Origin of the sequence: Rhodococcus sp. NPDC127527, assembly GCF_042672245.1 — a bacterium.
Classification (GTDB): Bacteria; Actinomycetota; Actinomycetes; order Mycobacteriales; family Mycobacteriaceae; genus Rhodococcus_G.
Genome location: NZ_JBHXVP010000026.1, coordinates 1 through 19,071, shown reverse-complemented (window position 1 = coordinate 19,071; position 19,071 = coordinate 1). Strand labels below are relative to the sequence as shown.

General features: G+C 70.4%; 16 protein-coding genes. 2 read left to right on the top strand and 14 right to left on the bottom strand.

Annotated elements, in window-relative coordinates; translation table 11 throughout:
* Window positions 1–398: 398 nt before the first annotated feature.
* From tyrS to ACFVH2_RS24570, 14 genes are all read right to left on the bottom strand, one after another.
* Entirely contained in the window at window positions 399–1,673 is a 1,275-nt protein-coding gene (tyrS, locus tag ACFVH2_RS24635; RefSeq protein WP_378428433.1) for a tyrosine--tRNA ligase, read from the bottom strand.
* Between the two features lie 8 nt (window positions 1,674–1,681).
* Window positions 1,682–2,311, bottom strand: a complete 630-nt coding sequence (locus ACFVH2_RS24630) for a DNA-3-methyladenine glycosylase (RefSeq protein ID WP_378428431.1) — start codon at window positions 2,309–2,311, stop codon at window positions 1,682–1,684.
* Between the two features lie 16 nt (window positions 2,312–2,327).
* Window positions 2,328–2,546: a Trm112 family protein gene (locus tag ACFVH2_RS24625; RefSeq protein ID WP_378428429.1), complete on the bottom strand. Its 219-nt coding sequence runs from the start codon at window positions 2,544–2,546 to the stop codon at window positions 2,328–2,330.
* A 49-nt stretch (window positions 2,547–2,595) separates the two neighbouring features.
* A complete protein-coding gene (locus ACFVH2_RS24620; RefSeq protein ID WP_378428427.1) occupies window positions 2,596–5,568 on the bottom strand; it encodes an AMP-binding protein in 2,973 nt (990 codons plus the stop codon).
* Window positions 5,569–5,637: 69 nt separating this feature from the next.
* A complete protein-coding gene (gene argH / locus ACFVH2_RS24615) occupies window positions 5,638–7,065 on the bottom strand; it encodes an argininosuccinate lyase (protein ID WP_378428425.1) in 1,428 nt (475 codons plus the stop codon).
* Window positions 7,066–7,067: 2 nt separating this feature from the next.
* Window positions 7,068–8,267, bottom strand: coding sequence for an argininosuccinate synthase (locus ACFVH2_RS24610; RefSeq protein WP_305091519.1), 1,200 nt, complete (start codon window positions 8,265–8,267; stop codon window positions 7,068–7,070).
* A gap of 87 nt (window positions 8,268–8,354) precedes the next feature.
* Entirely contained in the window at window positions 8,355–8,960 is a 606-nt protein-coding gene (locus ACFVH2_RS24605) for an arginine repressor (RefSeq protein WP_378428423.1), read from the bottom strand.
* The gene (gene argF, locus ACFVH2_RS24600) at window positions 8,957–9,934 is read right to left on the bottom strand and encodes an ornithine carbamoyltransferase (RefSeq protein WP_378428422.1); all 978 of its coding nucleotides are present in this window, start codon (window positions 9,932–9,934) and stop codon (window positions 8,957–8,959) included. The genes ACFVH2_RS24605 and argF overlap by 4 nt, the downstream gene beginning before the upstream one ends.
* A gap of 5 nt (window positions 9,935–9,939) precedes the next feature.
* Window positions 9,940–11,142 (bottom strand): acetylornithine transaminase, encoded by a 1,203-nt coding sequence (locus ACFVH2_RS24595; RefSeq protein WP_378428420.1) that lies wholly within the window; start codon window positions 11,140–11,142, stop codon window positions 9,940–9,942.
* Entirely contained in the window at window positions 11,139–12,041 is a 903-nt protein-coding gene (gene argB, locus ACFVH2_RS24590) for an acetylglutamate kinase (RefSeq protein WP_378428418.1), read from the bottom strand. The genes ACFVH2_RS24595 and argB overlap by 4 nt, the downstream gene beginning before the upstream one ends.
* Window positions 12,038–13,276 (bottom strand): bifunctional glutamate N-acetyltransferase/amino-acid acetyltransferase ArgJ, encoded by a 1,239-nt coding sequence (argJ, locus tag ACFVH2_RS24585; protein ID WP_378428416.1) that lies wholly within the window; start codon window positions 13,274–13,276, stop codon window positions 12,038–12,040. The genes argB and argJ overlap by 4 nt, the downstream gene beginning before the upstream one ends.
* Window positions 13,273–14,343, bottom strand: coding sequence for an N-acetyl-gamma-glutamyl-phosphate reductase (gene argC, locus ACFVH2_RS24580; protein ID WP_378428414.1), 1,071 nt, complete (start codon window positions 14,341–14,343; stop codon window positions 13,273–13,275). The genes argJ and argC overlap by 4 nt, the downstream gene beginning before the upstream one ends.
* A gap of 66 nt (window positions 14,344–14,409) precedes the next feature.
* Complete coding sequence (locus ACFVH2_RS24575) at window positions 14,410–14,898, bottom strand: DUF420 domain-containing protein (RefSeq protein ID WP_378428412.1); 489 nt, start codon at window positions 14,896–14,898, stop codon at window positions 14,410–14,412.
* Window positions 14,899–15,038: 140 nt separating this feature from the next.
* Window positions 15,039–16,568: an AMP-binding protein gene (locus tag ACFVH2_RS24570; protein ID WP_378428410.1), complete on the bottom strand. Its 1,530-nt coding sequence runs from the start codon at window positions 16,566–16,568 to the stop codon at window positions 15,039–15,041.
* Between the two features lie 129 nt (window positions 16,569–16,697).
* Between ACFVH2_RS24570 and ACFVH2_RS24565 the strand changes: the two genes are divergently transcribed.
* Both ACFVH2_RS24565 and ACFVH2_RS24560 read left to right on the top strand, forming a co-directional pair.
* Window positions 16,698–17,372 (top strand): TetR/AcrR family transcriptional regulator, encoded by a 675-nt coding sequence (locus ACFVH2_RS24565; protein WP_378428408.1) that lies wholly within the window; start codon window positions 16,698–16,700, stop codon window positions 17,370–17,372.
* Window positions 17,372–19,027, top strand: a complete 1,656-nt coding sequence (locus ACFVH2_RS24560) for an acyl-CoA dehydrogenase family protein (protein WP_378428406.1) — start codon at window positions 17,372–17,374, stop codon at window positions 19,025–19,027. The genes ACFVH2_RS24565 and ACFVH2_RS24560 overlap by 1 nt, the downstream gene beginning before the upstream one ends.
* The last annotated feature ends 44 nt before the right edge of the window (window positions 19,028–19,071 follow it).

The window sequence follows — 19,071 nt, the reverse complement described above, 5'->3', positions numbered from 1 at the left end:
AAAACATTTGGCACTGACATTCATCGGCACACTGTTGAGTTCTCAAAGAACACGCACACACCATCACCACCGAGCTCCAACATTTCTGCAAGAGTCACTCTCGGCCGCTCCGGGGCAACTGTTCCAGCCTAACCCAGTTTGTCGCCGGGCGCAAACCCGGATCCTTCTGAGCGGCTTTCGCCGAGCGGCTCCGCACTCCGTGTCCCGCGCCTCTCGGCCGGGTCGGTGTCCGTGTCGCTCTGACTCGACAAAAGTTACGCGGCGATGAACGCGGAGGCAAATCGCCTGGTCGGAGCGAATCCGTCGAACAAATCTGCTGGTGGCGGCTCCGCGAGCATGCTCGGTGGCGCGAATCATCTCGAATTACATCGATGTGACTCGCGCCACCGTGCGCCGACTCAGGCCGGCAACACCTGAATTCCCGCGAAGTTCCGCTTCCCGCGACGGACCACGAGCCACTGGCCGTGCAGCAGATCGGTGGTCGCCGGCTCCCACTCCTCGGAGGAGATTCGCGCGTTGTTCACCGAGGCGCCGCCCTCCTTGACCGTGCGACGGGCCGCACCCTTGCTCTCGCAGAGCCCGCTCGCGACCAGCAGGTCGACGATGGTGGTCGGCTCGCCCGCGCGCACCTGCGCGACCGAGGCCTCGGTGAGCGCCGCCGCGAGGGTGGCCTCGTCGAGGTCGGCGAGCTCGGCACGCCCGAACAGTGCCTGGCTGGCGAGTTCGACGGCGGCGGTGTTGTGCGCGCCGTGCACGAGCGTGGTCATCTCGGCGGCCAGGCGCCGCTGCGCGACGCGCGCCTGCGGTCGCTCCGCGGTCGCCGCCTCGAGCTCGGCGAGTTCGGCCTGGTCCAGGAAGGTGAACCAGCGCAGGTAGCGGACGACGTCGGCGTCGCCGGTGTTCACGAAGTACTGGTACCAGGCGTACGGGCTGGTCATCTCAGGGTCGAGCCAGAGGCTGCCACCGCCGGTCGACTTGCCGAACTTCTTGCCGTCCGAGGACGTGACCAGCGGCACCGTCATGGCGTGCACGGACTCCCCGTCCACTCGCCGGTTCAGCTCGACGCCGGCGATGATGTTGCCCCACTGGTCGGAGCCACCGATCTGCAGCGTGCACCCGCGCTCACGGCGCAGCTGCAGGTAGTCGTTGGCCTGCAACAGCATGTAGCTGAACTCGGTGTAGGACATCCCGTCGGACTCGAGCCGACGCTTCACCGTGTCGCGGGCCAGCATCACGTTCACCGAGAAGTGCTTGCCGATGTCGCGGAGGAAGTCGATGGCGGACAACTGGCCGGTCCAGTTCATGTTGTTCTCGATCACGGCCGCGTTCGCACCGTCGAAGTCGACGAAACGCTCGAGCTGCGCCCGGATCCGCCCGGCCCATTCCGCGACGGTGTCGGCGGAGTTCATCGTCCGCTCCCCCACGTCCCGTGGATCCCCGATCAGTCCGGTCGCGCCGCCAGCCAGCACGATCGGCTTGTGCCCTGCCATCTGAAACCGCTTGAGCGCCAACAGGGGAACCAGGTGTCCGGCATGCAGGCTCGGTCCGGTCGGGTCGAACCCGGCATAGAGCGTGACCGGAGCGGCATCGGCATCCCGGCGCAGGGTGTCGAGATCGGTGGATTGCGCGATCAGTCCGCGCCAGCTCAGTTCGTCGATGATGTTCACAGTCACGTCCCCGATCATCCCGCACTCGGGATGATCGGTGCACGCGGGCTGCGGCGATAGGCCGAGACGGCGGGAGAGTTCGGATCCCACAGCCGCCACGGGCGATCGGCCGCCCGGGAGATGCCCACCCGCGGACCTGCCTCCGCGCGAACCGCGGGGCCCAACTCCAGGTTCAGCCGTGATCGGGCGCCGAACAGGTCGGACCCGTTGTCCGCCAGGGTGATCCCCAGCGCCTGCCCCAGATTGCCCGGCCCCCGGGCGAGATCACGCAGCCGCCGATCCGGCCCCCGCCGCGCTCTGACGATCTCCTCGCCCCCGACGACCTCCGCGGCCCGCAACAGCACCGCACCCGCGGTGCCCGTCTCCGCACAGGTGACGTTCATGCAGTGGTGCAGTCCGTGACTGAGGTACACGTACAGCCGTCCGGCCGGACCGAACATCACCGCGTTGCGACGCGTCGGGCCCGGATACGAGTGCGCGGCCGGGTCGGGCCACGGCCCGGCCTCGTCCCCGCCGTACGCCTCCACCTCGACTATCCGGACCCGCACCCCGTCCACCGTCAGGGTCGAGCCGAGGACCAGGTGGGCCGCCGTCAGCGGGTCGGCCGCAGCCAGCGCTCGATCGACCCGCCGCGCGTGCGCCACCTCGAGAACAGCCCGCTCAGGCGCCGGCGGAGCCCTCGGCGCGCGCGACCAGATCCTCGTGCTCGTCCTCGGAGACGTCGCGCGCCTCGTCGACGAGCAGCACCGGGATGCCGTCCTCGATCGGGTAGGCACGGCGCAGCCGCGGGTTGTAGAGCAGTTCGTCGTCGACCAGCAACAGCGGGCCCTTGTCCTGCGGGCAGGCAAGAATGCTCAGCAGGGTGGGATCTAGCGCCACAACGGGTCCTCTCGCGGTCGGAACTTAAGAACTCGGTCAGGCTACCCGGCTAGCCGGTCAGCGCCCGACTGCCCTGCTCGCGCAGCTCGGTCAGCACCGCCCGGGTCAGCCGCCGGTAGCCGTCCTTCTCCGGGTCGTAGTACCACGACCGGACGCTCGGGGACGGCAGACCCGCGGCGGCCAGTGCCGAGCGCCGCGGGCGGTAGGAACTGCTGATCGCGATCTCGGGAACGACGTGCACCAGGTCCGGACGCTCGGCCGGGGTCAGCTCGGCGAGGCAGTCGGCGAGGTCGACCGCGGTGAGCGAACTGCCGGGACGCAGCGTCAACGCGGCGACCGCAAGCTCCTCCTCCCCTGCCGGGACGCCGTAGACCACGGCCAGGTCGACCTGCGCGAGTCCGCCGAGCGCATCGACGATCGGCTGCCCGTACACCGGACCGCGCAGCGCCCGGACGACGAAGTTCTTCTCGTCCATCAGCCAGTAGTCGCCGTCGGCGTCGCGGCGGAACAGGTGCTCGGTCGGCACCCACGCGTCACCCGCACCGAACACCCCGCGCACGGCGCCGCTGATCGCCTCGCTGCCGGTGGCCTGCCCCAGCAGCAATCCGACCTCGTCGACCCCGCATTCGCGCACGAGCCCGCGTTCGTCCTCGAGGAACGTGCCGGCGATCGGGTCGTAGGCGGCGATACGGACCGGGGTGCTGCCCGGCAGCGGCCTGCCCTTCGCGCCGGGCTTCGCACCCGAGACGTTCGCCAGCACCACGGCGCCCTCGGTGGAGGCGTAGAACTCGAGCACCCGTGCAGGCTCGAATCGCTTCATGGTGCGCAGCCAGAGCCCCTCGGGCATACCCGAACCGACGAACAGCCGGATCGGGTGCGAGGCGTCGAGGGCGAAGTCCGGACTGTCGACCAACTCCCGCAGCATCGTCCAGGTGTACGCCACGACGGTGACGCCGTAGCGGTGTACCTCGGTCGCGAACCGCTCCGGATCCAGTCCACGGGTCAACGCGATCCGCGAACCGCCCGCGATGGCACCGCCGAGAGTGGCCAGTAGCAGCGACGGGTGGTAGAGCGGCGCAACCGAATAGACGGTGTCGCCGCGTCCCAGATTCGCCGCCGTCGCGGTGCCGAACGCGGACAGAGCCCAGCGATGGTTGGTGACGTGCTTGGCCTCGAGGTGACCGCCGAACCTGCCGAACAGTACGAAGGCGAGTTCGTTGGCGCGGCCCGGGTTCGGCCGGTACCAGGCGGGCATGTGCACCCGCGACGGGTCGATCCGCTCCAGGTCGATCGTCTCCGAGCCCGGTTCGATGTCGAGCACCCGAGACTCGCCGCCGCCGAGCACCAGCACCCGCAGGCCCAGCGACTCCGCCGCACGCAGGTTGTCCGGATCGGTGACGACCATCTCCGCCTTGCCCAGGCGCGCCGCGTTCTCCAGGTCCCCGGCCGGCGGTATCAACACCGCCACCGCGCCGATGCGGGACAGCGCGGCGATCGTGGTGAGGGCACTGGGCCTGGTCTCCATCAGGACCGCGATCCGGGACGCGGGGCGCACCCCGGTCGAGATCAGGCCCTTGACGACGTTGTCGATTCGGGTGTTGACGGCCGCATTGGTGTACGCACGGTCGTCGAACAGGAAGCACTCGGCCTTGGGGGACCTCGCGCCGGCCTCCGCCAGCAGCTTGCCGAGGGAGATGGTCGTGTGCGGCTGGATCTGACCGAGCCGCACCAGACGCGGCAGCGCCCGCACGGCCTCCGCGGACAGCTCGCGACTGCCACGGACCGCCTGGGCCGTGACGTCGAAGACGCCCTTCGTCACGCCGACACCGACCTCCGCGATGGACGCCCCGGTGTGCAGCAGACGGTCACTGACCGAGACACCGGTCTCGGTCGCCGGCTGGTCCTCGTAGGACATCTCCTCGATGCGCTCCGGTCGCGGCCCGAGTCCGTCCCGCCAGCGCACCCACTCACCGGTGATCGGCCAGGTCTGCGAGGCGGCCAGCGACCCGACCACGAGTCCGAAATGTCCTGCCCGAAGCGTTGTCTCGAAGATCTCCGCCTTCGGCGCGGCCTTGCGGATGCCCCGCACAGCGACCGGCTGACCGATGTCGTCGACCTCCCCGACGAAGGCCAGGATCGGGCAGGTCAGTTCCGCGAGAGAGACCAGGCGGTCTCCGATCACGAAGCCACCGGACATCATCCGGTTGTGGGCGATGAACTGCTTGAGCACGTCGGCCACGGCGGGCCCGGACCAGGCGACCCAGCCGTCGGTCGCGAGGAACCGCCGCTGCTGCTCGCGCGGCAGCAACGCCTCCCGGTCGTGCAACTGACGCAGGAACTCGAGCCGGGACTTGGCGGTCTTGACCGGGTCGAGGAGCTGGAAGCCGGTGCGGGCCATCCAGCCGGTGACCGCGAGCCGGTTGAACACGTGGTCGGCAAGGAAGTCCGCCGTCCGGGTGGCCACCCCCGCCGGGATCCCGAACGGGAGCGCCGCAAGGGTGTCCACCGGGGCACCGAAGGTGATCAGCGTGGCGATGTTCCTGCACCGCCGGTAGGCGGCCGCCTGATACGCGAACATGCCGCCCTGTGAGTACCCGGCGAGGTGCACGTCCCGGCCGGTGTGCCCGTGGACGGTGTCGACGATCTCGTCGATCGCGAGGATGTGATCGGCGAGGGTACGACCCCAACCGCCGTCCTCCGTTGCGGGCGAACCGAAGTCGACCACCCACGGATCCAGTCCCATGCCGTGCAGCATTCCGACCGCACCCTGATCCTGGGCGACGTCGTACACGTCGGCGGCCATCATCATCGGCGGCACCAGCACCACCGGCGGACGCGAGGCGTCCGCCTCGTCAGCGAAGTAACGCCGCAGCCGATACATCGGCTTGCGCTCGACCACTCGAAATTCCGACGGCCTCGCCTCGGTCTCGAGGCCGCCCAACCGGACGACCTCGAGACCGTTCTGTGCGGTGGCGACCACGCGTCGCACCGAACCGTTCAGAACCTCCGGATACCAACTCACTGCAGCGCCCCCATAAGGATCAAGCCGGTGTGTACCGGCCACTATATTCCCGCGCTGCCGAGTGATTCGCTAGTTGCCGATCCAGCCCTGCAGCGCGCGCACCGACTCCCGCACCCCGTCGAGCTGTCGTGCGACCTGTACACCGGCGGTTCCGCCCCTGGCGTTACGCGAGGAGATGGACCCTTCCACGGTGAGCACCTCCCGAACCGCGGGGGTGAGCGCCGGATCGACCGCCGCCAACTCCTCGTCGGTCAGGTCCTCGAGACCGACGCCGCGCGCCTCGGCGGCCCGGACGCAACCACCCGCGGCCTCGTGCGCAACGCGGAACGGAACTCCCTGGCGCACCATCCATTCGGCGATGTCCGTGGCGAGGGTGAAGCCCGCAGGTGCCAGTTCCGCCATCCGCTCGGTGTGGAACTCGAGGGTCGACACGAGTCCGGTGATCGCGGGCAGCAGCAGCTCGAGCTGTGCCACCGAGTCGAAGACCGGTTCCTTGTCCTCCTGCAGATCCCGGTTGTACGCCAGCGGCTGCGCCTTGAGGGTCGCGAGCAGACCCGTCAGGTTGCCGATCAGGCGCCCGGCCTTGCCGCGGGTGAGTTCGGAGACGTCCGGGTTCTTCTTCTGCGGCATGATCGACGACCCGGTCGACCAGGCGTCGGCGAGCGTGATGTAGCCGAACTCCGGTGTGCTCCAGATGATGACCTCCTCGGCCATCCGCGACAGGTCCACCCCGATCATCGCCAGCACGAAGGCCGCCTCGGCCGCGAAGTCCCGCGAGGAGGTGGCGTCGATCGAGTTGTCCGCCGCCGCGTCGAACTTCAGCTCGGCCGCGATCGCGTCGGGGTTGAGCCCCAGCGACGATCCCGCCAGCGCGCCCGATCCGTACGGCGAGATCGCGGCGCGCTTGTCGAAGTCGGCGAGCCGCTGGACGTCCCGCAGCAGCGGATGCGCGTGCGCGAGCAGGTGGTGCGCGAGCAGCACGGGCTGCGCCGCCTGCAGGTGCGTCTTGCCGGGCATCACCGCGGCCGGGTGGGCCGCGGCCTGGGTGGCGAGGGCGTCGACGACGTCGAGCACCCCGGCCGCCACCCGGCGGACGGCGTCGCGCAGCCACATCCGGAACAGCGTGGCGACCTGGTCGTTTCGGGACCGGCCGGCGCGCAGCCTGCCGCCGACCTCCGGCCCGACCCGCTCGATCAGTCCCCGTTCGAGGGCGCCGTGCACGTCCTCGTCGGAATCCGCCGGCACGAACGCGCCGCTGGCCACGTCGGCGCCGAGACGCTCGAGGCCGTCCAGCATCGTGGCCAGGTCGGCGTCACCGAGCAGTCCCGCCGCGTGCAGCACCCGCGCGTGCGCCTGCGAGGCGCGCACGTCGTAGGGCGCGAGCACCCAGTCGAAGTGCGTGGACTTGCTCAGCGCCGCCATGGCGGCGGCCGGTCCGGACTCGAACCGCCCGCCCCACAGCGCGCCTTCGTTCGTGCCGTGCGAACTCTCCGACATGCCTACAGACCCAGGTCCCGCTTGGCCGCGACCTTGGAGGACAGGCCGTGGATGTTGACGAAGCCCTTCGCGTAGGACTGGTCGAAGGTGTCGCCCTCGTCGTAGGTGGCGAGGTTGAAGTCGTAGAGCGACTCCGGGCTGCGGCGACCGTTGACGGTGATCGCGCCGCCGTGCAGGAACAGCCGGATGTCACCGGTGACCCGCTCCTGGGTCTTGGCGACGAACGAGTCGAGGGCGTCCTTGAGCGGCGAGAACCACAGACCGTCGTAGACCAGCTCGCTCCAGCGCTGCTCCATCTGACGCTTGTAGCGGCCCAGCTCACGCTCGAGGGTGACGTGCTCGAGCTCCTGGTGGGCGGTGATGAGCACCATCGCGCCGGGGGCCTCGTAGATCTCGCGGCTCTTGATGCCGACGAGGCGGTCCTCGACCACGTCGAGGCGACCGACGCCCTGGGCACCGGCGCGCTTGTTGAGCTCCTGGATGGCCTCGAGCACAGTGACGGGCTTGCCGTCGATCGCGACCGGCTTGCCGGCCTCGAAGCTGATGATCAGCTCGTCGGGGGTGTTCCAGTTGAGCGTCGGGTCCTGGGTGTAGTCGTAGACGTCCTTGGTGGGCGCGTTCCACAGGTCCTCGAGGAAGCCGGTCTCCACCGCGCGGCCCCACACGTTCTGGTCGATCGAGAACGGCGAACGCTTGGTGACGTTGATCGGGATGTTGTTCTCCTCGGCGAAGGCGATCGCCTTCTCCCGGGTCCAGGCGTAGTCACGGACCGGCGCGATGACCTCGAGGTCGGGCGCGAGGGCGCCGAAGCCGACCTCGAAGCGGACCTGGTCGTTGCCCTTGCCGGTGCAGCCGTGCGAGACGACGGTGCCGCCGTGGGCGCGGGCCGCCTCGACGATGTGCTTGACGATCAGCGGGCGGCTGATCGCGGACACCAGCGGGTAGCGGTCCATGTACAGCGCGTTGGCCTGGATGGTCGGCAGGCAGTACTCGTTCGCGAACTCGTCGCGGGCATCGACCACGACGGACTCGACGGCGCCGCAGTCGAGGGCACGCTGGCGCACGACCTCCATGTCCTCGCCGCCCTGGCCGAGGTCGATGGCGACGGCGACGACCTCTTTGCCGGTCTCCTTGCCGATCCAGCTGATGGCCACCGAGGTGTCCAGTCCGCCGGAGTAGGCGAGTACGACGCGTTCAGCCATGGTCTGTGTGCTCCTTCAGGTTGAAATCTTCGAGAATGGTGAAGTTGTTCGATCGCGCATCGCGCCTGACGGCGCGAAACACACTGGTCAGGCCAGCTTCTCGATCATGTCGGCGAGCTGGCTGCCCGTCAGTGGTTCGCGGGCGATAACAAGAATGGTGTCATCCCCGGCGATGGTTCCCACAACCTCCGGCAACGAAGCCCGGTCGAGGGCACTCGCGAGGTAGTGCGCGGCTCCCGGCGGTGTGCGCAGAACGGCCAGGTTCCCGCTCGCGTCCGTGGAGACGAGAAGCTCCCCGAGCAGGCGCGCGAGCCGGTCCGTTCCGCCGGAAACCCCGCGCACGGGACTGCCGTCCTCGGGGACGACGTAGACGCCCGCTCCCCCGTCCGCCGCCCGCAGCTTCACCGCGCCGAGCTCCTCGAGGTCACGCGAGAGCGTCGCGTTGGACACCTCGATGCCCTCGGCCGCGAGCAGCGCGGCCAGCTCCGGCTGGCTGCGAACCTCGTGCACGGCGAGCAGCGCGGTGATCCGCGACTGCCGACCGGCCCGGGTGTGCGCGACCGAAACTCGACCCGAGGCTTCGCCCGAGGGAACTCGACCCGAGGCTTCGCCCGAGGGAACTCGACCCGAGGCTTCGCCCGAGGGGTCGACGGCGGACGGCCGGCTCGACGCGACGGAGCGGGCGGTGGTCACGGCTGGTTCCCGCCACGCTGCTCGAGCAGCCACACCAGCAGCGCCTTCTGGGCGTGCAGCCGGTTCTCCGCCTCGTCCCACACCGCGCTCTGCGGTCCGTCGAGCACCTCGTCGGTGATCTCCTCGCCGCGGTGCGCGGGCAGGCAGTGCAGGACCACCGCGTCGTCGGCGGCGCGGTCGAGCAGCGCCTGGTTGATCTGGAACGGCCGGAACGGCCCGACCCGGTCGAGCCCGTCGTTCTCCTGACCCATCGACGTCCACGCGTCCGTGACCAGCGCGTCCGCGCCGTCGGCCGCGGCCTGCGGGTCGTCGGTCACGGTGATCGTCGCACCGGTCTGCGCCGCACGGGCCTCGGCGAGTTCGAGCACCCACGGCAGCGGCGCGAAGCCCGCCGGGGCCGCGACGGTGACGTGCACGCCCGCGGTGACGCCGCCGAGCAACAGCGAGTGGGCCATGTTGTTGGCGCCGTCGCCGAGGTAGGTCAGCCGCAAGCCCGCGAGCTCGCCCTTGCGCTCGGCCAGGGTCTGCAGGTCCGCGAGCACCTGGCAGGGGTGGAACTCGTCGGAGAGTGCGTTGACGATGGGAACCGTTGCGCCCGCTGCCATCTGCTCGAGCCGCTTCTGCCCGAAGGTGCGCCACACGACCGCGTCGACGTACCGCGAGAGCACCCGGCCGGTGTCCTGCAGCGTCTCCTCGCGACCGAGCTGGGTGCTGCGGCCGTCGACGACGACCGCGTGCCCGCCGAGCTGCGCGATCCCCATCTCGAACGAGAAGCGGGTGCGGGTCGAGTTCTTCTCGAAGATGACGCCGACGCCGCGCGGACCCGCGAGGGTCTGCTTGGCGAACGGGTCCTTCTTCAGCGCGGCGGCCAGGGCCAGGACCTCGGCCTGCTGCTCCGGAGTCAGGTCGTCGTCACGCAAGAAGTGTTTGATGCTCGCTCCGCGGGCTCCGCTCGAGTCCTTGATGCTGGTCATGATCTCTACTTCCCTTCCGCCGCGGCGGTGTCGAGGATCGCCGGCAGCGCGGCGACGAAGCCGTCCGCCTGCTCCTCGGTGAGGATGAGCGGCGGCGCAAGCCGGATCACGCCCGGCTGCGACGCGTTGACGAGGTATCCGGCCGCACGGGCCGCGGCCTCGACCTCCGGCGCCAGATCCGAGGTGAGCACGATGCCGAGCAGCAGGCCCGCCCCCCGGACGTGGTCGACGAGCGGATGCCCGAGCCCCTCGATGGCCTCGGTCAGGTGCTTGCCGAGGCTGTCGGCGTGACTGACCAGGTCCAGGTCGGCGACGGTGCGCAGCACCGCGAGCGCGGCGGCCGCGCTGACCGGGTTGCCCCCGAAGGTGGTGCCGTGCTTGCCGGGACTGAGCAGCTCGGCCGCGGCCCCGGTCGCGATGCAGGCACCGATCGGCATCCCGCCGCCGAGCCCCTTGGCGAGTGTCATCACGTCCGGCACGATCCCGACGGCCTGGTGCGCGTAGAACCAGCCGGTCCGGCCGATTCCGGTCTGTACCTCGTCGAGGATGAGCAGGGCGCCCCGCTCGGCCGTGATCCGCCGGGCCTCGGCGAGGTATCCCGCGGGCGGCACCACGACGCCCGCCTCGCCCATGATCGGTTCGAGGAACACCGCGGCGGTGTCGGAGTCGACCGCGGCGTCGAGTGCGGCGATGTCGCCGTACGGAATGTGCTCGACACCGGCGGGCATCGGCTCGAACGGGGCCCGCTTGTCGGGCTGACCGGTGAGCGCCAGCGCGCCCATGGTCCGGCCGTGGAAGGCCTTCTCGGCCGCGACGATCTTGGTCCGTCCGGTGAGCCGGGCCAGCTTGAAGGCCGCCTCGTTGGCCTCGGTTCCCGAGTTGCACAGGAAGACCCGGCCGGTCACGCCCGTCGACGACTCGCCCGCACCGAGGTGCGCGAGCAGTTGCTCGGCCAGCGCGATCGGCGGTTCGGTGGCGTACAGGTTCGAGGTGTGTCCGAGAGTCGACAGCTGGGCCGTGACCGCGTCGACGATCGCGGGGTGCGCATGGCCGAGGATGTTGACCGCGATGCCTGCCAGCAGGTCGAGGTACTGCTTGCCGTTGGCGTCGGTGACCACCGCGCCGTCTCCGCGAACCAGCGCCACCCGGGGCACGCCGTAGGTGTTCATCAGCGCGTGCGACGAGCGCTGCTGCAGCGGTTCGGTCATGAGTGTCCTTCCGAGTTCGGCGTGACCATCGTGCCGATGCCCTCGCCGGTGAGCAGTTCCAGTAGCACCGAGTGCGCGACCCGACCGTCGATGACGTGCGCCGACGGAACGCCGCCGCGCACCGCACGCAGGCAGGCCTCCATCTTCGGCACCATGCCCGCGTCGAGTCGGGGCAGCAGTTGTTCCAGTGCGGCGGCATCGATCTCGGTCGCGAGCGAGGACCGGTCGGGCCAGTCCGTGTACAGCCCCTCGACGTCGGTGAGCATCACCAGACGCTCGGCGCCGATCGCCTCGGCCAGCGCCGCGGCGGCGGTGTCGGCGTTGATGTTGTGCACCACGCCGTCCGCGTCGGGCGCAATGGTGGAGACCACCGGAATACGGCCGGCCGCAACGAGATCGAGCACCGCGTCCGGGTTGACGGTGGTGACGTCGCCGACCAGGCCGATGTCCGTGGCCTGCCCGTCGACCTGCACGGTGCGCCGGGTCGCGGTGAACAGGTGCGCGTCCTCACCGGAGATGCCGACCGCGTACGGGCCGTGGGCGTTGATCAGGCCGACCAGCTCCCGGCCGACCTGACCGAAGAGCACCATCCGGACCACGTCCATCACCTCGGGGGTGGTGACGCGGAAGCCGCCGCGGAACTCGCCTTCCATGCCGAGCCGCTTCAGCATCGCGTTGATCTGCGGCCCGCCGCCGTGCACGACGACGGGGTGGACGCCGACGGTCCGAAGGAACGCCATGTCCTGCGCGAACGCCGCCTTGAGGTCGTCGTCGACCATCGCGTTGCCGCCGTACTTGACCACGACGATCTTGCCGTGGAAGCGCTGCAGCCAGGGCAGCGCCTCGGCGAGGACGTACGCCTTCTGGCTGGACGTCAGGTCCAGGATGCTGTCGGTCATGACGAGTACGCCGAGTTCTCTTCGACGTACGCGTGCGAGAGGTCGGTGGTGCGGATCGAGACCTCCGCGTCGCCGACGCCGAGCTCGATGCGCAGGGCGATGTCGATGCCGGACAGGTCGACCTCGCGGGCACCGGGCGCGCCGACACCGTCGGTACACACCGGATTTCCGTTGAAGGACACCGAGATCCGGTCGGGATCCAGCTCGATCGGGGCGACGCCGATCGCGGCGAGCACCCGGCCCCAGTTGGGGTCGGAGCCGAACAGCGCCGTCTTGACGAGGCTGTCGCGGGCGACGGTCCGGGCGCCGATCAGCGCGTCGGACTCGCTGGCGGCGCCGGCGACGGTGACGGTGACGCGCTTGGTGACGCCCTCGGCATCGGCCATCATCTGGTCGGCGAGGTCGTCGCAGACCGCCAGCACCGCGGCGTTGAGCTCGTCCTGGGTGGGGGTGACGCCGCTGGCGCCCGACGAGAGCAGCAGCACGGTGTCGTTGGTGGAGGTGGCGCCGTCGACGTCGAGCCGGTCGAACGAGAGCCGGGTCGCGGCGCGCAACGCCTCGTCCAGCTGGGCGGCGGTCGCGACCGCGTCGGTGGTGACCACCGACAGCATCGTGGCCAGGGCGGGCGCGAGCATGCCCGCTCCCTTGGCCATGCCGCCGACGTTCCACTTGTTCGCGTGGTGCAGGGCGGCCTGCTTGGGCACGGTGTCGGTGGTCATGATCGCGTAGGCGGCGTCGGTGCCGCCGGAGATCCCGCCGGCCAGTTCGTGCACGATCTCGGTGACGCCGGCGAGCAGCTTGTCCATGGGCAGCCGGTCGCCGATCAGGCCGGTCGAGCACACCGCGACCTCGCCGGCACCGGTCTCGGTGCCCCAGTCGCTCAGCGTCGCGGCCACGTGCTCGGCGGTGGCGTGGGTGTCCTGGAATCCGGGCGCGCCGGTGCAGGCGTTCGCGCCGCCGGAGTTGAGCACGACCGCGCGCAGCCTGCCACCGGTCAGCACCTGCTGCGACCACAGCACCGGCGCGGCCTTGACCTTGTTTGTGGTGAACACCCCGGCAGCTGCGGTGTCCGGGCCCTCGTTGAAGACCAGGGCCAGGTCCTGGCGCCCGCTGGCCTTGATGCCCGCGGCGATGCCGGCCCCCCGGAACCCGGCGGGCGCGGTGACGCCCTGGGTGCGCACGAGGCGACCGCCCGCGACCTCGACTGCATCGGGGATGACGGGGACAGCGTTCACGGGGCAACTCCAACGGTCGAGAGACCAGCGGTCTCGGGCAGGCCAAGGGCGAGGTTCATGGACTGGACGGCGCCGCCGGCCGTGCCCTTGGTGAGGTTGTCGATCGCGGCGATCACGACGAGCAGGCCCGCGGCCTCGTCGACGGTGACGCCGATCTGCACGGCGTTCGAGCCGATCACCGCGCCGGTCTGGGGGTAGACGTTCTCCGGCAGCACGTGCACGAACGGCTCGTCCGCGTAGGCCTTCTCGTACACCTCGCGGGCACGACCCACCGAGACGGTGGTCGGCGCGGTGCAGGTGGCGAGGATGCCGCGCGGCATCGGCGCGAGGACCGGGGTGAACGAGACAGTGACGTCGGTGCCGGCCAGCGCCGAGAGGTTCTGGGTGATCTCGGGGGTGTGCCGGTGCACGCCGCCCACCCCGTACGCCCTCGCCGAGCCCATCACCTCGGAGCCGAGCAGGTCGGCCTTCGGTGCCCGCCCGGCGCCGGAGGTGCCGCTGACGGCCACCACCGTGACCCGCGGCTCGACGATGCCCGCGGCGACGGCGGGCGCCAGGGCCAGGCTGGCGGCCGTCGGGTAGCAGCCGGGGACCGCGATGCGGGTGGCACCGGCAAGCTTGTCCCGGTGGCCCGGCAACTCGGGCAGTCCGTACGGCCAGGTCCCGGCGTGCTCGCTCTTGTAGTAGCGCTCCCACTCGGCGGCGCTCTGGAGCCGGAAGTCGGCGCCGCAGTCGATGATCACCGTCCGCTCCGGCAACTGCTTGGCGATCTCGGCCGAGTTGCCGTGCGGCAGGCCGAGGAACACCACGTCGTGTCCGTCGAGACGGTCGAGGGTCGTCGGTTCGAGCACCCGACCGGCGAGCGGCAGCAGGTGCGGGTGGAACTCGCCGAGCGTCGCGCCGGCGTTGCTGCCCGCGGTGAGCGCGCCGATCGTCAGCGAGCCGTCGAGGTAGGCGGGGTGACCGAGCAGCAGGCGCAGGATCTCGCCGCCCGCATAGCCGCTCGCCCCCGCGATGGCGACCCGGATCGGCGTCGACGCCGAGTCAGAAGCTGCAGTAGTGACCATACGATTGATTATGCATCACCATGCAAGCTCATTCATAGTCCGGGCCGACACCGGCACCGCAACCGGTCAGGCGACGAAGGCCAGCGCGTAGAAGACCCAACACGACACCGCGGTCAACGTCATGCCGATCGCCGCGATCGGGGCCCAGCGCCGGTGCCACGCACTGTGCGCTCCCGGGTGCGCCGGCTTCCCGAAGTTGCGGACGGCCCGGACGATCACCACCGGCCACAACAGCACCGAGAAGACGGCGAACACCAGGTGGATCGACAGTGCGGTCCACACCGCGGCGGAGGCCGAGCCGCCGACCACCCCCGCGGCGCGCTCCTCCCAGCCGTTGAAACGGACGTCCACCTCGAAGAGCACCACCGCGACGAGCAGCGCGACGCCGAGCCCGAGCTGCACCGATCGATGCAGCGGGAAGCGGCGTCGCGCCTTTACCTGGTAGACGCTCCACCCGAGGATCGCCACCACCACCGCCATCAGGAGGACCATCGCGTCCATGGCCAACGAGGCCCGGGTTCCGAGAAAGCCGTCGATTCCACTGAAGTCGTTCATCTACGCGCCTGCACCTTCGAGTCGGGGCACGGCAGGCGTCCACGCCCGCACGCGCCGAGCTTTACCGACACGGTGTCGGTAAAGTCTCGGCGCGCACGTTAGCACGGGGCCGAGGCGACCCGGCGACAGCCCGCCGACGACTACAGGACGGCCTCCCGGATCACGTGCTTGGTGAGCTTTCCGGAGGGATTACGGGGCAGCTCGTCGACCACCACCAGCTCCCGCGGGATCTTGTATCGGGCCAGCTTGTCGGCCAGGTAGTCGCGCAACTCGTCCAGGTCGAGCGGCGCTCCACCCACCGTCACCACCACCGCGACCACCGTCTCGCCCCATTGCGGGTGCGGCCGACCGATCACCGCGACGTCGAGCACGTCCGCCCGCGGCCGGATCGCCTCCTCCACCTCCTGGGAGTAGACGTTCTCGCCGCCGGTGATGATCACGTCCTTCGTCCGGTCGACGATGTACAGGTAGCCGTCCTCGTCGATCCGCGCGACGTCGCCGCTGCGGTACCAACGACCCTCGAACACCTCCGCGGTGGCCTCGTCGTTGCCGAGGTAACCGAGCATCCGGGTGTCGCCGGCGAGCCAGATCTCGCCCGTCTCCCCCGGACCGGCGTCGACACCGTCGGGCCGGACGACCCGCAGGTCGACCCCGGGCATGCCGCCGCGCCCGATCGACCCGGCCTTGGCGATCTGCTCGTGCGGGTACAGGGCGGTGCCGGTCGGCCCCATCTCGCTCATGCCGTACACCTGGTAGAAGTCCTCGGACCGGTACGCCTGCTGCAGCTGACGCGCGACCTCCGCACCGATCGGCGCGCCGCCGTAGGTCCAGCGCCGCATCGTGGAGAAGTCGAAGCCGGCGAGGTCGACGCCGGCCGCCTTCGCCGCCTGCAACGGCGCCAGGTAGGCGATCGGCGCGCCGAAGAACGCGGTGATCCGCTCCGCACCGATGATCTCGAGGAACGGCAGCGGCGCGTACTCGCGCATGAGCACGACCGTGCCGCCGAGGAACATGGTGGTGACGAACCAGACGTTGAGTGGGGCAGCGTGCCAGATCGGCATGGCGATGAGCACCCGCTCGTCGCGGTCGAGACCGAGCGTGGTCGAGATGTACGGCGCGACGGTCGTGATCGAGCGGTGCGTGTGCAGGCAGCCCTTCGGCGCGCTGGTGGTGCCCGACGTGTAGAGCACCTGCGCGATCTCGGTCTCGTCGACGTCGATCCCGTCCCACACGTCGGCGTCGGCGACGAGGGCGTCGAAGTCGCGGTCGGCATCACCGACGCCGCCGTCACCCAGCTCGGTCAGCAGCCAATCAACTTGCGGCGCACCGGCTTCCGCGTTCGCCTGCAGATCCGCGGACACCACGCCGACCTTCGCTCCGCAGTGCCCGAGGGTGTACGCGATCTCCGGAGGGGCGAGCTTGTGGTTGACCGGAACCAGGGCCGCCCCGGCCCGCCACGCACCGAAAGCCGCGATCACGAATCCGGGGCTGTTGTAGGTCATCACCGCCACCCGGTCACCACGGGCGACGCCCCGACCGCGCAGCACCTCGGCGGCCCGCTTCGACGCGGCGAGCAACTCGGCGTAGGTGATCCGCCGGTCCCCGTAGACCACGGCGTCCTTGTCGGGGAACTTGCGCGCCGTGCTCTCGAGCATGGTGGTCAGGTTCATGGAGTCACTCCTCGGATGGGCGGGCGACGAAGGCGGGGGGTGGTCGTTGCCGCCGCCGTTGTTTCGTTCTACAGTCGACTGCCAAGGATTGAATCACGATTCATACTTTCGGGAAAGGGTGCCCCTTCGATGGCGTACCGATCGACGGAGAAGACCCGCGCCGCGCAGGCCCAGCGCCGCGAGGCCCTGCTCAGCGAGGCGACCGCGCTAGTCGCGACGGGCGGTTTCGCCGCGGCCACGGTGAAGGCGATCGCCGAGAGGTGCGAGGTGAGCGTCGGTTCGGTGTACTCGTACTTCGACGGCAGCGGCGACCTGCTCGCGTCGGTGTTCCGGGCCGGCGCGGACCAGGAACTCGCCGCGGTCCGGGACGCCGTCGACGCCGCCGACGGCGCCGCGAACCGGCTGCGCGCCGTGGTCGAGACCTTCGCACTGCGCGCCATCAAGGGGCGCCAGCTCGCGTGGTCGCTGCTGTTCGAACCCGTGGACCCGCGCATCGACGCCGAGCGCCTGATCTACCGCGCCGACTACCACGCCCTGACCACGGAGATCCTGCGCGAGGGCATGGCGTCCGGGGAGTTCCCGCAACAGCACCTCGAGGTCGCCGCGGCCGCCCTCATCGGCGCGATCAGCGAGTCGCTGACCGGCCGCCTGTCCCCCACCCACGCGGTCACCGCCGACGACGCCGACGACACCCGGACGGTCGAGGCGATCCTCCGGTTCTGCCTGCACGGCGTCGGCTACGAGCGGGCCGACACACCCGAAACCACCAGCAGCCCAGCAACATCGATCGAAGGAACACGCTGATGACGTCCACCGCCCCGTCCGGATTCCGCACCCACGAGGTGTTCAACCAGGCGCCGCCGCGCGTCGACGTCAACGAGTACACCTCGAACGTCCCGCTGATCGAAGGCGTGGCGCGCTACGACGCCGACTGGGCCCGGCAGGAGCTGACCGAGGTCGGTGCGTTGGTCGGGACCGAGTCGTTCCAGCACGACGCCGAACTCGCGAACACGATCACCCCGCAGTTCCACTCGCACGACAGGTACGGCAACCGGATCGACGAGGTGGAGTTCCATCCCGCCTACCACCGGATCATCGGCGCCGCGGTCGCCCACGGCGCGCACACCGCCGCCTGGGCCGACCCGAAGCCGGGCGCGAACGTCGCCCGCGCCGCATCGTTCATGATGTTCGCGCAGATCGAGCCCGGCCACTCCTGCCCGATCTCCATGACCCACTCCGTGGTTCCGGCCCTGGCCGAGTTCTCGCCCGAGCTGTCCGAGCTGTGGCTGCCCCGGTTGTACTCGCGCGGCTACGACGGCCGGCTCGCGGCGCCCGGCGAGAAGCCCGGGGTGCTGTTCGGCATGGCGATGACCGAGAAGCAGGGCGGCTCGGACGTGCGGGCGAACACGACCCGTGCCGTGCAGAACTCGGACGGCACGTGGTCGCTGACCGGGCACAAGTGGTTCTGCTCGGCGCCGATGTCGGACGGCTTCCTGATCCTCGCGCAGACAGGGGACGGTCTGTCGTGCTTCCTGGTGCCGCGCGTACTGGAAGACGGCACCCGAAACGTCTTCCGGATCCAGCGGCTCAAGGACAAGCTCGGCAACAAGTCCAACGCGTCCTCGGAGATCGAACTCGACGGCACCGTCGGCCACCTCGTCGGCGAGCCGGGCCGCGGCGTCCGCACGATCATCGAGATGGTCTCGCGTACCCGCCTCGACTGTGTCTACGGCTCCACCGCCGGCATGCGGCAGTCCGTCGCCGAGGCGCTGTGGCACGTCCGACACCGCGCCGCGTTCGGCGCGACCCTGATCGACCAGCCCGCGATGACCGCGGTTGCCGCGGACCTCGCGCTCGAGTCGGAGGCCGCGACCGCCACCGCGCTGCGCCTGGCCCGCGCCCACGATGCGGACGCCGACGACACCGAGAAGGCGTTCCGCCGTCTGGCGACCGCCGTCGCGAAGTACTGGATCTGCAAGCGCGGGCCGCACCACGCCTACGAGGCCCTCGAGTGCCTCGGCGGTAACGGCTACACCGAGGCGTTCCCCCTCGCCCGCCGGTACCGGGAGCAGCCGGTGATGGCCGTGTGGGAGGGCTCCGGAAACGTCATCGCCCTCGACGTGCTGCGTGCGATGACCCGTGAGCCAGAGTCGGTGGCGGCGTTCGACGCCGAGCTCGCCGAGGCCCGCGGCGCGTCCGCGCTGTTCGACGCGCACCAGGACCGGATGCGGGGCGCGCTCGCCGAGCTCGCAACCCTCGCCCCGGCACAGGCCCAGCTGCGGGCCCGCGCGGTCACGGCGTCGATGGCGCTGGGACTGCAGGCGTCGCTGCTGCTGCGCACCGCACCGACCGCCGTCGCCGAGGCGTTCCTGGCCGCCCGCCTTGGCCCGGACCGCGACCTGGAGTACGGCTCGCTGCCCGCCGGCACCGACTTCGCCGTCATCCTCGACCGGCACTGACCGCCGCCCCCCTTCCCGAATGGCGCATTCGGTCGGTTGGACCG